The organism is Mycoplana ramosa (assembly GCF_041930185.1).
GTDB classification, from domain to species: domain Bacteria; phylum Pseudomonadota; class Alphaproteobacteria; order Rhizobiales; family Rhizobiaceae; genus Mycoplana; species Mycoplana ramosa.
The window spans coordinates 117442-130363 of record NZ_JBHEEW010000001.1; the positions used below are offsets into that span (position 1 = coordinate 117442).

The window sequence follows — 12922 nt, forward strand, 5'->3', positions numbered from 1 at the left end:
GTTGGGCAGAACAGGGCGCAATATGCCACTATCAAGGCTCAAAATCCAGCCGAAGCAGCGCAAATCGAAGTTCAAGCGGCGACAGCATTGCCGCATTGCGGCGTTGGAACACGGCGCCGCGCCACGGTAAGCTGCTGTATCGGGAGGTCTTTTGGGCCACGCCCGAGCGCCCAGAAGACTCTGGCCGGATGCGCTTGAGGGGCCATGCGCGACTGAGCCGATCCGGCTCAGTTCGTCATCCTGTCGGGCGTCCACGGCGGGTCATAGGTGAGCGTAACCGCGACGTCGCGCACGCCGTCGACGCCGGCCGCACAGGTGCGCACCGCCTCCTGCAGAAAAGCCGCGGCCGGACAGCCCGGCGTCGTCGTCGTCATCGAGATCGCCACGTTGCCGTCCTCGTCGTCGGCGATGTCGTAGATCAGGCCGAGGTCGACGACGTTCTTTCCCAGTTCGGGATCCATGACGATCGTCAAGGCTTCGCGAATTCGCCGGTTCAGCTCCGTTCGTTCGATCTGTGCCATCTATGTCGCCTTTCCCAGGCGAATCATGATGCGATAGGTTTCGCCCGTCTCGTCGAAATTGCCGAACCACTGATGCCCGCGCTTGGCAAGCTCCGGGTACAGCAGCAGTGGCTCGCGCGACAGAAGCGCGAAGATGACCTCGCCTGGCTGCCGGGCCTCCGCTTCAGAAAGGATCTGCACCAACGGTTCGGGCGGGGCCAGGTCGGTCAGGTCCAGCTCCACGACGGGATCGGGCCAAAGCTCGGGCGCATCGGCCTCCTCGGAGAGCTGCACGTCGGGCAATGCCCTGGGAATGAAACGGACCTCGAAGCCGCCTTCGATCTCGTTCACTTCATGGTCGAAACCGCGACTGTCCATGACGGCATAGAGCGGCTGAGGTCGGAAGGGCGCCAGAAGCCTCAACCCCTGTCCTGGCTGGAGGGCGCTGACGGCGCTCATGATCGCCTGAAACGGCTCGCCGCCATTCTGCAGGAGGGGTCTGACGTCAAGTTCCGCGAAGTTTTCGGTCATTGTCATCTCCAATAGGAAGAAACAGGCGGGGCCGCGGCACGCCCGGCGGCAGGCGTATCTCGGGCGGTGCCCAGGAGAGCCGGCGCGCGCGCATAAATTCGACGATCAGGCCCAGGGTTGCAAGGATCTGCAGCACCCCCGCGGCCATGAAAAGCTCAAGCTCATGGACGAACAGCGCCAGCGCCGAGACGGCTACGGTGATGATGTACAGACCGAACCACCAGGCTGCTCTTTTCTCGTTGACGAGATCCTGCACCCGCGGCACCGCCGTCTTGCCCAGAACCGGACCGTAGCATTCCATCCAGGTCAGAAAAGGGACGATCTTGTAGAGCTGCCCGAGGCCCAGCGAGGTAAGCCAGCCCATGGCCAGCACGTAGACGAGCACGCCAGCGTTGTCGGCGAGGGTGCCGCTAACAGCAAAGGCGGCAAAAAGGATGGCGGATAACAGCAGAAACGCCACGGCAGCCAGGCTGATCAGCGTGTTGAGCTCCGCCGTCTTGCGCCGGCGTTGCCGGAAGATGCTGACGACATCGTACGCGTAAAGACCGAGACCGACGAAGGAGACGGCTGCGGCCGCATAGAGCGGCAAGGCCCTCGGCGCCTCGATTCCCGTCAGCACGGTCGCGATCGCAACGAGCAGCAGCGCGATGACGGCGGCGGCAAAGACCAGGCGGGTCGTCCGGCGGTCGCGTTCCGGCGCCAACAGAAACATGGCGAGCAGGCGATAGGACACCCCCATGGCCATGATCGTCATCCAGCCGATCAGGCCGATCGCGGCATGCAGGCCGATGCCGTCGAGCACAAGGTTGAGCACATGCGTGTCCTCGACCAGTCCGGACAGGACTGCGGTGAAGCACAGGCCCAGCAACACCGTCATTGCCATGGCGGCCAGCCCGACGGCGACGAAGCGTGCGGGAAGACCGATCGGCCGCGCCGACCAGATCGTCTCGCCGATGCTTGTCGAAAGGGCCGCAAACCCGCCGACCAGAAGCACGCCGCCGGCCGGCAGGACGAGTGGGTCGACGGCCAACCGCCCGTTCAGGCCGAGAAACCCCGCAAGCAATGCCAGCAGGCCGGAAACGATCAGGACCAGCGCGGGCAGCGCCAGAGAAGGAGCCTTCAGCGGCTTGGCCACGAGCACCGGAACGAACTGCAGGAGCGCGCCGGAAAACAGCAGTCCCAGCCAACCAATGGCGATGGTATGAACGATGATCAGCGTCTCCGGCGCCTCGACGGGCAGCACGGGGTAGCCGAAGCCTGCTGTCAGCAGGACCTCGCCGGCGAGCAGGAACGCCAGTGCGACAGCAAAATAGGACATCGTCCAACGGGACAGCGTGGCACCGGGCATTTCGTCACCTCGTCGATACAAGGCCGGTTATTGGCTCAGTGTCCGCAACTGCAGCCGCAACCCGAACTCTGGTTGCGCTGGATTTCCACTCGCCAGACCTGCGGACCCTGCTCGAGATACTGCCACTGGAACTGATCCGGATAGCGGGTCGCAATCTGGTAGTGCAACGGACGCGGATCGTGATCGCTCGTCACATGCATGATGCCGCCCGGCGCCAGCGCGGCCAGCACACCGAAGATCTTCGGGTGGCGATCCGGCGGGGCAATCGTCCGGACATCGATCAGCGGAATGTTTTCGGAGTTTGACATGGTGTTTCCCATTGGCCCCTGTCGAGTTCGTCGGGCGACTGGACCGACATCACCCCACCTCGAAAACCTAGCGATGCGCTGCCCGCTTCAATTTGTCGCCGGGCAAACAATAGTCAAAAACCGCTCCGCGGCATTTGCGATTCATCAAAGACTGAGTGTTGTTGCCCCCCTAGGGTCGCCTGCAGAGCCAACGAGCAGAGAAATCCGATGTCCCAAGCCATCATGGAAAAATACGGCGAGGCGCGATTGCCCCGCTACACCAGCTATCCGACCGCACCGCATTTTGCGCCACTTGCGGACAAATCGGTCTATTCCGACTGGCTCTGTGCCATTCCGGGCGGCGAGCGGACCTCGGTCTATCTGCACATTCCCTTCTGCCGGTCGATGTGCTGGTACTGCGGCTGCCATACGACGATCACCGAACGCGATCGTCCGATCCTCGACTATCTCGACGTGCTGCACCAGGAGATCGAACTGGTGGCGAAGACGAAGGGAGAGACCTTTTCGGTCGGCGAGATTCACTTCGGCGGCGGCACGCCGACGATCATCAAGCCCGGCGAGTTCGTGTCGCTGATGGATGCGCTGCGAAGCCGGCTCGGCTTTACCGGTCAGGTGAACACGGCCGTGGAGATCGATCCGCGCACCCTGACCGAAGAGATGGCCGCAGCGCTCGGCCAGTCCGGCGTGACGCGCGCAAGTCTCGGCGTACAGAGCTTCGACCCGGTGGTTCAGAAGGCGATCAACCGGATCCAGAGCGTCGAGACCACCAGCCTCGCGGTCGAGAACCTGAGAAAGGCCGGCGTCTCGGCCCTGAACTTCGACCTGATCTACGGCCTGCCGTTTCAGACCGTCGAGTCCTGCGTGGCGACCGTCCAGGCTGCGGTCGGCTTGCGCCCGGATCGCCTTGCCGTGTTCGGCTACGCCCATATCCCGACCTTCAAGAAGCACCAGCGCATGATCGACGAGGCGGCGCTTCCCGATGCCGTACAGCGCAGCGCGCAGGCCGAAGCGATCGCCGCCGCGCTTGTTGCCGCGGGCTACGATCGCATCGGTTTGGATCACTTCGCCCTGCCGGGTGACGAACTCGCGCTCGCCCAGCGGGAGGGCCGCCTGCACCGCAATTTCCAAGGTTACACCACCGACGATTGCTCGACGCTGATCGGTCTTGGCGCCTCGTCGATCGGCAAGTACGCGCAGGGCTACATTCAGAATGAAGTGCCGCCCGGCCTCTACGCCGGTCGTATCGCCAGCGGCGAGCTTGCCGCCGCCAAGGGGTACAGCCTGACGGCCGAGGACCGGTTCCGGGCCGAGCTGATTGAACGGGTGATGTGCGACTTTTCCGTCGACGTCGCGTCGATCGCCTCCAGGCACGGTTTCGAGCCGCAGGCCGTGCTCGAAGGCAACGCCGTGCTCGATGAACTCGAGCAGGACGGACTGATCGCGGTCGACAACGGTGTCGTCCGGGTGGAGGAGCGCTATCGCTTCATCGTCCGCTCGGTCGCCTCCGCGTTCGACGCCTACCTCGGCAAGAGCGCGCGCACTTTCAGCAAGGCGGCCTGAACCCGCGTCCATCCCATAGCGAACCGAAAGCAGAAGAAGGCCCAGCATTCCGCCGATGCTGGGCCTTCAGTGCAGAGGAAGTCCAAGTGGAGCCAACCTTTGGACTTCCCCGCGCTCACATCGCGGAAACTGGTCCCCCTAGACCGTCAGTCCGCGATAGATCGTGGGCAACGCCACCGGCAGCTTCGAGATGTCGCCGACAAGCGCAAATCCGTTCCGGCCGAAGAGGGTCGGCAGGTAGTTGTTGGCATCGCGGTCGACGGTGACCGCGAACACGCTGGTGCCGGCGCGGCGCGCCTCCTGCACGGAGCGACGGGTGTCCTCCAGGGCGAAACGACCTTCGTAGTGGTCGATGTCGTTCGGCTTGCCGTCGGTCAGCACAAGCAGCAGCTTCTTCCGGCTCGGCTGCTTTTGCAGTTCCGCGTTCGCATGCCGGATCGCCGTTCCCATGCGGGTGTAGTAACCCGGCTTCAGGCCGGCGATGCGATCCTCGATCGTGCCATTGAGCGTCTCGCCGAACCCCTTGATCGTTTCGATGCGCACCCAGGAGCGGCGCCGCGACGTGAAGGTGAGAATGGAGTGGGTGCTGCCGCAAGCCGCCAGCCCGTGCGCTAGCACGAGCAGGGCCTCCTTTTCCACGTCGAGGACGCGGCGGTCGTCCACCCATGCGTCCGTCGACAGCGACACGTCGACAAGGATCGTCGTCGCCAGGTCCGGCGCGACCGGCCGGCTCGCCAGGTGGATGCGGTCGCTGCCCTGGCCGCCGGCGGCAAGGTCGGCACGTGAACGGATGACGGCATCGAGATCCAGTTCCGCCCCGTCCAGTTGCGCCTTGAGGAGTTCATGGCGAGGACGCAGCACCTCGAACTGCCGCCGCACCTTGCGCATGAGCGCCCGGGTCTCGTCGTTCGGGGCGCTTCTCTCTCCAAGGGTGGTCGCAGGCACGGCGAGGACGTTCGTGTAGTTGTCGAGATAGCGACCCTTGCGGTAGTCCCACTCCGGATAGCTGATTTCGGCGGCGATGGCGGAAAGATCGACCATCTCCGGCGGCAGATCGAGATCGAAGCGGAACTTCGACGAGGGCCGTTCCTTGCGCTGGCCGAGCTTCATCTCGTCGAGGTCGTCCGCCGCCTTGCTGTCGCTCTCTTCGCTGTCGTCCGTCGGTCGATCGACATTGACCATCTCGGCCATCGCCAGGATCTTCTCGAAGCGGTTGAGGATGAAGGGGCTGCGGTCGGAAACTCGATCCTCGTCCGTCTGTCTCGTCGCCAGGTAGCGCGCGTTGCCAGCCATTGCCGGCCCTTCCGGGCCGTTCCGGCCGGCGTCTTCGGTCTTCGTCGCCGTTTCCGCGCGGACATGGAACTCCGGCCACAGCGGCACGCCCATCATCGGCTGGTAGCCGGCCGGTGCGTGATGCGGAAAAATCGCTGGCGGGGTGCCATCGGCAATCCCGCCGCCTTTCCGCAACAGGCCGAGGATGCGGTTTTCCACCAGTTGCTCCACGGCGGGAAGGATGCCGCGGGTGCGTTCCTTCAGGATCGCGCGACACAGCCGCCCATAGATCTGCCGCAGCCCCGGCAAGGCGTCGAGGACGTTTGCGACCGTTCGCTGCGCCGCTTCGATCCGTTGCAGGTCGCGGTGCAGCGGGTCCGTGGCGTCGGGCTCAGCCAGCTCCATCGCCGCCATTGCCGCGGCGAGCCAGATGTAGAGATCGCGGTTCAGTTGCCGGTCGGGAAAGTGGTCGATCACCGGCGGCAGCATGGCCGTGGCGTGGTCGCGGGTGGCGCCGGCGACCTTCTCCTCGCCGAGCCCCACCAGTTGTCTTATCCGCAGGCGATGGCGCGAGGTGCGCGCATGGGCCGGCGTCAGCTGGACCGCCGACTCTCCGCCGAAGCCTCTAAAGCAGGTGGGGAGGATCGGCTTCAACTCGTCGAAGGAAACCGCATGCTCGGGATAGCGTGGCATGCTCGCCGTCGTTCCGACGAGCCGATGCCAGAACTTGCCGACCGTTTCCTCCAGTTCGAGAAAGTCGAGCATGGCCAAGCCCTCAGTTGATGACGGCGTTGGTGACTTCGACCAGCGCGGCGCGGATGTCCGGCTCGTCTGTGAGCGGTTCGATCAGAGCGGCCAGGACCGCTTCCTTCACCGGCATCCCGCTGTCGATGAGGGCCGCGCAGTAGACCAGCAGGCGCGTCGAGACGCCCTCCTCGAGGTCATGGCCCTTCATCGCCCGCAGCCGATAGGCAAGATCGACCAGCGGCGCGACCTTGGCGGCGTCCAGCCCGCTTTCGATCGCGACGACAGCAATCTCCTGTTCACGCGGCAGGAAGTCGAATTCGATGGCGACGAAGCGCTGCTTCGTCGAGGGCTTCAGCGCCTTCAGGATGTTCTGGTAGCCGGGATTGTAGGACACCACGAGCATGAAGGTGTCCGGCGCCTCCAGCGTCTCGCCGGTGCGCTCCAGCGGCAGGATCCGGCGGTCGTCGGTGAGCGGATGCAGAACGACGGCGACGTCCTTGCGGGCTTCAACGATCTCGTCGAGGTAGCAGACGCCGCCGTTGCGCACGGCGGTCGTCAGCGGACCGTCGACCCAGACCGTGTCGCCGCCCTTCAGGAGATAACGGCCGGTCAGGTCGGCGGCGGCGAGGTCGTCATGGCAGGAAACCGTCGTCAGCGACAGGCCGAGGCGGGCGGCCATGTGGCTGACGAAGCGGGTCTTGCCGCATCCCGTCGGCCCTTTCAGCAGCAATGGCAACTGCCGCACCAGCGCGGTCTCGAACAGCGCGCATTCGTTGCCTTTGGGCACGTAGTGCGGGATATTTTCCTGCGAATGCAATAGCGGGGTCTTCAGAAGGTTCATGGCGGAATTCCTAGAAAGAGAAGGGGGTGAATGCGGCTCCGTCGGGTACGGAGCCGCATTCCCTCATTCGGCCGGCTGGATTGCCGAGGAGACGCGGGGATTGCGCTCCTTGCCCGGCACGAACAGGGCCCAGAGGAACATCAGCGCGGAGATCAGGACGACGACACCCGAGCCGAGGCGGATCCAGTAGAACAGGGCGAGCTGGTCCTGCACGTCCATGTAGCTCTCGCCGAGGACGCGCTGCAGGTGGACCTGAAGCACGCCGGCAAAGGTCAGTGCGAAGGTCATCACCGACATGGCGGTGCACATGATCCAGAAGCTTGCGATTGACAGCCACTGGTTGTACGGCGCGCGGCCGCGGATCTCGGGAACCGCATAGGCCATGATCGCGAGGTTGAGCATCACGTAGGCGCCGAAGAAGGCGAGGTGGCCGTGGGCGGCGGTGACCTGGGTGCCGTGGGTGTAGTAGTTCACCGACGACAGCGTGTGCAGGAAGCCCCAGACGCCGGCACCGAAGAAGGCCATGACCGAGCAGCCGATCGACCAGAGCAGGGCGGCGCGGTTCGGGTGCTTGCGGCCGGCCTTCCAGGTCATGACGAAGGTGAACATGACCATGGTGAAGAACGGTGCGACTTCAAGGGTGGAGAAGAGCGAGCCGATCCACTGCCAGTAGCCCGGAGCGCCGATCCAGTAGTAGTGGTGGCCGGTACCCAGGATGCCCGAGAACAGCGCCAGGCCGACGATGACGTAGAGCCACTTCTCGACGACCTCGCGGTCGACGCCGGTGAGCTTGATCATCAGGAAGGCCAGAACCGAGGCCATGATCAGCTCCCACACGCCTTCGACCCAGAGATGGACGACGTACCACCAGTACATCTTGTCGAGGGCGAGATTGATCGGGTTGTAGAAGGCGAACAGGAAGAAGATCGCGACACCCCAGAGTCCGAAGATCAGGATGTTGGTGACCACCGTCTTGCGTCCCTTCAGAACCGTCAGCGTGATGTTGTAGAGGAACATCAGGCAGACGACGACAATGCCGACCTTGATCGCAAACGGCTGTTCTAGGAACTCGCGCCCCTCGTGAACGTGGAGAAGATAGCCGACGACGGCGATCGCCGCGGCGACGAGGAAGAGCCAGAACTGCACGATGGCGATCTTGGTGCTGTAGAGCTCGGTTTCGGCCTCTTCCGGAAGCAGGTAGTAGGTCGCGCCCATGAAGCCCATCAGCAGCCAGACGATCAGGGCGTTGGTGTGGACCATACGGACGATGTTGAACGGCAGGAGTTCGGCGAGCGTGTTCGGCAACACGTAGATCATGCCGGCGAGCACCCCGAACAGGACCTGGGCGAGAAACAGGCCGAGCGCGCCGTAGAAATACAGCATCGCGACCTTCTGGGTTTGATATTTCATGTGAAGGTTCCTTTCCCGGTCAGCCGGCGTCGTTCGGCGGCCACTTCTGCGTCTTGATGCGGCTCGTCCATTCCAGGAAATCCGCCAGATCGTTCAGTTCCTGCTCGGTGAGATTGAATTGCGGCATCTGGCGTCGGCCCTCGATGCCTGACGGCTGTGCAGCCATCCAGCCCTTCAGGGTTTCGCGGGCGGCCTCCGGATCGGTGTCGCCGCCCCAGCGTTTCCAGACATTGCCGATTTCAGGCGCGTAATAGGCGCCTTCGCCAAGCAGCGTATGGCAGTTGATGCAGGAGTTTTTCTCCCAGACATGCTTGCCGCGTGCGACGGAGTCCGTGAGCGTCGACTCATCGGTGGACGTCGTGCGGATGTAGAAGTGGCTATGGGCGGTGAGCCCGATGAAGATTGCGAAAAAGAAGGCCGAGCCGCCGTAGAAGACGTTTCGGGCTCCTGTCTTTGTGAGGCGTTCCGCCATTCCAAGGTCCCCTTGATTTGAGCGGCCGCATCGTCCCCATGCGCCGAGCCGTCATGCTCGCCGCAACCTCCGGGTACGACCGGACGCAAACGACCATCAGTTCCTTCGGATTTTTCCCGGGTCGCTTCTTTGCGATTTGGCAAAGAAGAAAACGGTGAGGGGAGGCGGGGCCGCGGCAGGAAATGGCGACGCGTTTGACGCTCCGGCGGGAGGCCGAAACGCGGCTTTGCGGGCATGTCGGGGAGTGTCGGCGCAGCATTTCGCTGGCGCCTGCGCGTTCATGCGGAGTGATCGCTCAGAGCGTATCGAGAAGGCCGGCCGCGAGCGACTTCGCCAGGATTGCGACCGCGAAAAACACCGGCCAGGCAAGAAGCGCTGCTGCGAGCCCGGGACGTTCGCCGCGCAGGTGCATGAAGTCCAGGATGATCAGGCGAGCCTTGAAGAGCGTCAGGGCGAGAATGACGATGACGGCGGCAAGCGGCAGTGCTTCATGCTTCCATTGCGCGGCGATCAGCCCGGAAACGATGCCCATCATCAGGATCCAGTTGGTGCTGGCAAACAGCGAGGCGGAGGACGTGGCTCTCATCGACATCACCCGAAGTAGATCAGAGGGAACATGACGAGCCAGACAAGATCGATGACATGCCAGACGGTCGTCAGGATCAGGATGTTGCCGCGCTCGGGCCTCCGGGCGACAAGCACGAACAGGCCGGCGACGAAGGCAACGTGCGCCAGATGGAAACCGGTAATCATGAAGTACAGCTCGAAGAAACTGCTGAAGGTTTCGTCGCCGGCATATTTCCATTCCGAGCTGTATTCGATGAACTTCAGGGCGACGAACAGAAAGCCCAGTGCCGCGGCCAACAGGAGGCAGACGCGCTGCTGCAACAGGCTGGCGCCTTTGCGGGCCGCGAGCGCTGCCTGCCATCCGCTTGTGATCAGGACGATCGTGTTGATGCTGGCGATGCGGGACGACAGGTGCAACTGGGCCGCATCGAAGGTCTCGGCATGAAGGATCGACATGACGAGGTAGCCGAACAGGAGAATGCCGAAGGCGGCCAGTTCGCTCCAGACGAGCACCCAGAGCAGCAGGTCGCCGCCTTCGTCGGTGGAGTCGGCCTGTGACAACGGCGCCATCGTCATATCAATCTCCAGCTCTGTTTGCGCCTTGATTGACGCATTCCGGCGGCCCGCTCTTTGCCTTTTCGCAAAGACGGACGCAGGCGGGGCGCTAGCATTGGCAAAAATCAAGAGGTTCCTGATATGTCCGACGCCCAGGCCGGCCTGCTCGTAGCTACCCCCGTCATCGTCGCCTTCGCGATCGCCCTTCACCGGATGGGTGTGCTGCAGCGGTACAGTGCGGTCGCTGCGGTTCTTTTTTCCGTCGCGATCGCCACGGTGCTGTTTCTGCAGCAGTGAGGTCGGGCCGGGCGGACCGCGGGAAAAATCGGTCGATCCCTCAGCCTGGCGCTGGCGAGCGACGATCTGCGCGATCAGCTTCGCATGCGGGCGCTGAGCACCGGGCGCGGGATCGGACGGCGCAGGGACGCCAGGTGGGCCTTGAGAAAGAGCGCCCAGCCTGCCATCCACAGCAGCGCGGCAACGGGCACCGGATCGAGCCTATCCGCCGGAAACAAACCGGCGGCGATCCGGACCGGCGCCGACAGCCACACGAGCGCGAATGCGGAGGCGAGGGTCGGCGAAAGCACAAGCCTTTCGCCCTGCCGCAGCATCGCCGCCCGCCCCATGATCGCAAGCATCATCGTGCCCATCGCGCCCATGGTCAGGCCGTGCAAGGCCGTGGCAACCCCGATGACGTCTGGCGCAACCAGGGCATGCCCGACCAGCAGCAATCCTGCCGGAAGCCAGGCCCAGGCGAGGTGCAGCAGGAAGAGCGCCGGATAGCGGATCGTCGCCCTCGGCCGCCATTTGGCCATCCGGACGAATTGCAGGACGGCCGACGCGACGAGACAGACGCCGGCAGCGATGTCCATTCGCGAAAGGGCCAGGCAAATGCCCGCTGACAGTGTCCCGATTGCGGCCGCCGACAGCCTCTGGCTGTCTCGCAGGCGCGCCGGGATTTTCGCGCGTTCGAGCCAGTGGCGGGTGAAGGCAGGCACGGCGCGCCCACCGATGCCACTGATCAGAAACGCAAAGGCCAAGACGGCTGCGAGCAAAGTCCCGCCGGTGCGCAAGCCGGCCGGATCGAGGAGCAAACCGCAGTCAGCCGCGGTGAGGCCGATGACGGGTGCGAGAATCCATGTCTTTGACCAGAGACCGGCGGAGAGCAGTGTCCAGGCGAGAAACCCTGCGAGGAAGAGAAAGTAGGCAAGTGTGGCGACCAGTTGCAGGCCAAGGGGCAGCGATCCGGCCGCAGCAAAACCCAGGCGGGAAAGCAGCCACAGCGCCGTGAAAACCATCGTTGCTCTGCAGGAAACCTTTCGTCCGGTCCAGGCCGGCAAGGCCGTCAGCAGATAGCCACCGGCCGCGGCGCCGCCCATGCCGAACATCAGTTCGTGCAGATGCCAGAGGACGGGATCACCTCCGATTCCGCCCGGAAGCAGCCAGACAGCAGGCGCCGCCACCGCCCATAGTCCTGCTAACAGGAACAGTGGACGGTGCGGCGCCTGCCAGAACGGATGGGTCGCCCGCGTCAGGGAGGCTGTCAGGCGGGAATACCGCTGCGCTCGAAGCGCGGGAACAGCACGCCGTCTTCGAGATGCATGTGGGTCACGAGGTCGTCGCAGAATTTACGCACGCCGGTGTAGAGCGCGGTCCAGGACCCGCAAGCGCCTGCCGGCAGTGCCAGGCCGTGCGTGGCATGTTCGATCGCGGCCAGCAATTTCGCCGTATCGTCATGCTCGTCGCGCATCTGGGCCAGCGGGTGATCGATCATTGGACTGCCGCCGCGCCGCATCATCGGAAACAGCAATTGTTCCTCCCGGTGCATATGGCCATCGAGATCCTCGCGCATGGCGATCAAGGCGTCGGCCAGGCCCAGCGGCGCGTTCGGATGGTCGCCATGCACGCGCTCCACCTTCTGCGCCAGCGGGATCAGCCATTCGAGTTCCTCCCGGTGAACCTGGTGATAGCGATTGATGAGGTGGTCGATCAGTTCACCGGTTTCCGCCGGCGCATCGCGGCCCGCGGCTGCCACCAGCGCCTCAAGCTCGGCTGCCAGCGCTTCGGGCACCAGCCCGGCTTTGCCTGCGGCATCGGCCAGCGAAACATTGCCGCCGCAACAGAAATTGATGCCGGCGCGGCGAAAGAGTTCGGCGGCACCGGGCACTTCCGCGGCGAGGGCGCTCACGGTCTTGTCCAGGGAAATGTCGGTCATCAGTGTCTCCTTCGCCGAGTGGCTTGATTGTCTGTGCCCGTGAACTCGCGGTCAGCGGGCGGGGCGGAAGCTCGCGATCCGGGTCGGATCGGTTTCGATGCGGCCGGCGCCGATCAGGTCCAGGCAATAGGGAACGGCGGCAAACACGGTATTGAGGCTGAGCCGGATCGAGGCCGGGTTGCCGGGAAGATTGACGATCAGGGTCTTGCCTCTGATCCCGGCGGTCTGCCGCGACAGGATCGCTGTCGGCGTCTGCTGGAGGCTGGCGCGACGCAATTGCTCGCCAAAGCCCGGTAACTCCTTGTGCAGGATGGCGATGGTGCCCTCCGGCGTCTCGTCGCGCGGCGAGGGGCCCGTTCCGCCTGTGGTGAGGATGAGATCGACGCCGTCCTCGTCGCAAAGCGCTGCAAGCGTTGCGCTCACACTGTCTCGCCCATCCGGAATGAGCCGCAAGGCCGTCTCGAAGGGCGTGGTGATGACGGCGCGCAGCCAAGCCTCGATCTCCGGGCCACCCAGGTCAGGATATTCGCCGCGGCTTGCGCGGTCCGAAACGGTGACGATTGCGATTTTGGTGGTCTGTTGAGTTTCCATGGCCG

The 12922-nt window shown here is 64.1% G+C and carries 15 protein-coding genes; 2 read left to right on the forward strand and 13 right to left on the reverse strand.

Going from position 1 to position 12922, the window contains the following annotated elements; translation table 11 throughout:
- Positions 1–227: 227 nt before the first annotated feature.
- From JNC62_RS00445 to JNC62_RS00460, 4 genes are read right to left on the reverse strand one after another with little or no spacing between them, the layout of a single operon-like run.
- Entirely contained in the window at positions 228–521 is a 294-nt protein-coding gene (locus tag JNC62_RS00445) for a metal-sulfur cluster assembly factor (RefSeq protein ID WP_374834908.1), read from the reverse strand.
- Entirely contained in the window at positions 522–1031 is a 510-nt protein-coding gene (locus JNC62_RS00450) for a DUF2249 domain-containing protein (RefSeq protein ID WP_374834909.1), read from the reverse strand. It lies immediately after the preceding gene.
- Positions 1006–2379, reverse strand: a complete 1374-nt coding sequence (locus tag JNC62_RS00455) for a hypothetical protein (RefSeq protein ID WP_374834910.1) — start codon at positions 2377–2379, stop codon at positions 1006–1008. The genes JNC62_RS00450 and JNC62_RS00455 overlap by 26 nt, the downstream gene beginning before the upstream one ends.
- Before the next feature lie 35 nt (positions 2380–2414).
- Complete coding sequence (locus tag JNC62_RS00460) at positions 2415–2687, reverse strand: DUF2249 domain-containing protein (protein WP_374834911.1); 273 nt, start codon at positions 2685–2687, stop codon at positions 2415–2417.
- A gap of 207 nt (positions 2688–2894) precedes the next feature.
- On the opposite strand from JNC62_RS00460, the gene hemN reads away from it, so the two are divergent.
- Positions 2895–4247, forward strand: coding sequence for an oxygen-independent coproporphyrinogen III oxidase (gene hemN, locus JNC62_RS00465; RefSeq protein WP_374834912.1), 1353 nt, complete (start codon positions 2895–2897; stop codon positions 4245–4247).
- A 138-nt stretch (positions 4248–4385) separates the two neighbouring features.
- On the opposite strand, the gene JNC62_RS00470 is transcribed toward hemN, so the two are convergent.
- From JNC62_RS00470 to JNC62_RS00495, 6 genes are all read right to left on the reverse strand, one after another.
- Entirely contained in the window at positions 4386–6284 is a 1899-nt protein-coding gene (locus tag JNC62_RS00470) for a nitric oxide reductase activation protein NorD (protein WP_374834913.1), read from the reverse strand.
- 10 nt (positions 6285–6294) lie between these two features.
- Positions 6295–7107: a CbbQ/NirQ/NorQ/GpvN family protein gene (locus JNC62_RS00475; RefSeq protein ID WP_374834914.1), complete on the reverse strand. Its 813-nt coding sequence runs from the start codon at positions 7105–7107 to the stop codon at positions 6295–6297.
- Positions 7108–7170: 63 nt separating this feature from the next.
- Complete coding sequence (locus JNC62_RS00480) at positions 7171–8517, reverse strand: cbb3-type cytochrome c oxidase subunit I (RefSeq protein WP_374834915.1); 1347 nt, start codon at positions 8515–8517, stop codon at positions 7171–7173.
- Positions 8518–8536: 19 nt separating this feature from the next.
- On the reverse strand, positions 8537–8989 hold the full coding sequence (locus tag JNC62_RS00485) for a c-type cytochrome (protein WP_374834916.1): 453 nt from the start codon (positions 8987–8989) through the stop codon (positions 8537–8539).
- 295 nt (positions 8990–9284) lie between these two features.
- Complete coding sequence (locus JNC62_RS00490) at positions 9285–9575, reverse strand: cytochrome C oxidase subunit IV family protein (RefSeq protein ID WP_374834917.1); 291 nt, start codon at positions 9573–9575, stop codon at positions 9285–9287.
- 5 nt (positions 9576–9580) lie between these two features.
- Positions 9581–10132, reverse strand: a complete 552-nt coding sequence (locus JNC62_RS00495) for a cytochrome c oxidase subunit 3 family protein (protein ID WP_374834918.1) — start codon at positions 10130–10132, stop codon at positions 9581–9583.
- 120 nt (positions 10133–10252) lie between these two features.
- On the opposite strand from JNC62_RS00495, the gene JNC62_RS00500 reads away from it, so the two are divergent.
- Positions 10253–10408 (forward strand): hypothetical protein, encoded by a 156-nt coding sequence (locus JNC62_RS00500; RefSeq protein WP_374834919.1) that lies wholly within the window; start codon positions 10253–10255, stop codon positions 10406–10408.
- A 74-nt stretch (positions 10409–10482) separates the two neighbouring features.
- Here JNC62_RS00500 and JNC62_RS00505 read toward each other — a convergent pair whose 3' ends face one another.
- From JNC62_RS00505 to mog, 3 genes are read right to left on the reverse strand one after another with little or no spacing between them, the layout of a single operon-like run.
- The gene (locus JNC62_RS00505; RefSeq protein ID WP_374835632.1) at positions 10483–11658 is read right to left on the reverse strand and encodes an NnrS family protein; all 1176 of its coding nucleotides are present in this window, start codon (positions 11656–11658) and stop codon (positions 10483–10485) included.
- Positions 11655–12326 carry an iron-sulfur cluster repair di-iron protein gene (ric, locus tag JNC62_RS00510; RefSeq protein ID WP_374834920.1) on the reverse strand — a complete coding sequence of 224 codons (672 nt, stop codon included), beginning with the start codon at positions 12324–12326 and terminating at the stop codon, positions 11655–11657. The genes JNC62_RS00505 and ric overlap by 4 nt, the downstream gene beginning before the upstream one ends.
- Positions 12327–12377: 51 nt before the next feature.
- Positions 12378–12917: a molybdopterin adenylyltransferase gene (gene mog, locus JNC62_RS00515; protein WP_374834921.1), complete on the reverse strand. Its 540-nt coding sequence runs from the start codon at positions 12915–12917 to the stop codon at positions 12378–12380.
- Positions 12918–12922 lie beyond the last annotated feature (5 nt).

Coding starts and splice junctions, on each gene's coding strand:
- ric (WP_374834920.1), bottom strand. CDS start 12,326: ATGACCGACATTTCCCTGGACAAGACCGTGAGCGCCCTCGCCGCGGAA.
- JNC62_RS00475 (WP_374834914.1), bottom strand. CDS start 7,107: ATGAACCTTCTGAAGACCCCGCTATTGCATTCGCAGGAAAATATCCCG.
- JNC62_RS00500 (WP_374834919.1), top strand. CDS start 10,253: ATGTCCGACGCCCAGGCCGGCCTGCTCGTAGCTACCCCCGTCATCGTC.
- JNC62_RS00445 (WP_374834908.1), bottom strand. CDS start 521: ATGGCACAGATCGAACGAACGGAGCTGAACCGGCGAATTCGCGAAGCC.
- JNC62_RS00455 (WP_374834910.1), bottom strand. CDS start 2,379: ATGCCCGGTGCCACGCTGTCCCGTTGGACGATGTCCTATTTTGCTGTC.
- JNC62_RS00480 (WP_374834915.1), bottom strand. CDS start 8,517: ATGAAATATCAAACCCAGAAGGTCGCGATGCTGTATTTCTACGGCGCG.
- JNC62_RS00470 (WP_374834913.1), bottom strand. CDS start 6,284: ATGCTCGACTTTCTCGAACTGGAGGAAACGGTCGGCAAGTTCTGGCAT.
- JNC62_RS00490 (WP_374834917.1), bottom strand. CDS start 9,575: ATGAGAGCCACGTCCTCCGCCTCGCTGTTTGCCAGCACCAACTGGATC.
- JNC62_RS00450 (WP_374834909.1), bottom strand. CDS start 1,031: ATGACCGAAAACTTCGCGGAACTTGACGTCAGACCCCTCCTGCAGAAT.
- mog (WP_374834921.1), bottom strand. CDS start 12,917: ATGGAAACTCAACAGACCACCAAAATCGCAATCGTCACCGTTTCGGAC.
- JNC62_RS00485 (WP_374834916.1), bottom strand. CDS start 8,989: ATGGCGGAACGCCTCACAAAGACAGGAGCCCGAAACGTCTTCTACGGC.
- JNC62_RS00460 (WP_374834911.1), bottom strand. CDS start 2,687: ATGTCAAACTCCGAAAACATTCCGCTGATCGATGTCCGGACGATTGCC.
- JNC62_RS00495 (WP_374834918.1), bottom strand. CDS start 10,132: ATGACGATGGCGCCGTTGTCACAGGCCGACTCCACCGACGAAGGCGGC.
- hemN (WP_374834912.1), top strand. CDS start 2,895: ATGTCCCAAGCCATCATGGAAAAATACGGCGAGGCGCGATTGCCCCGC.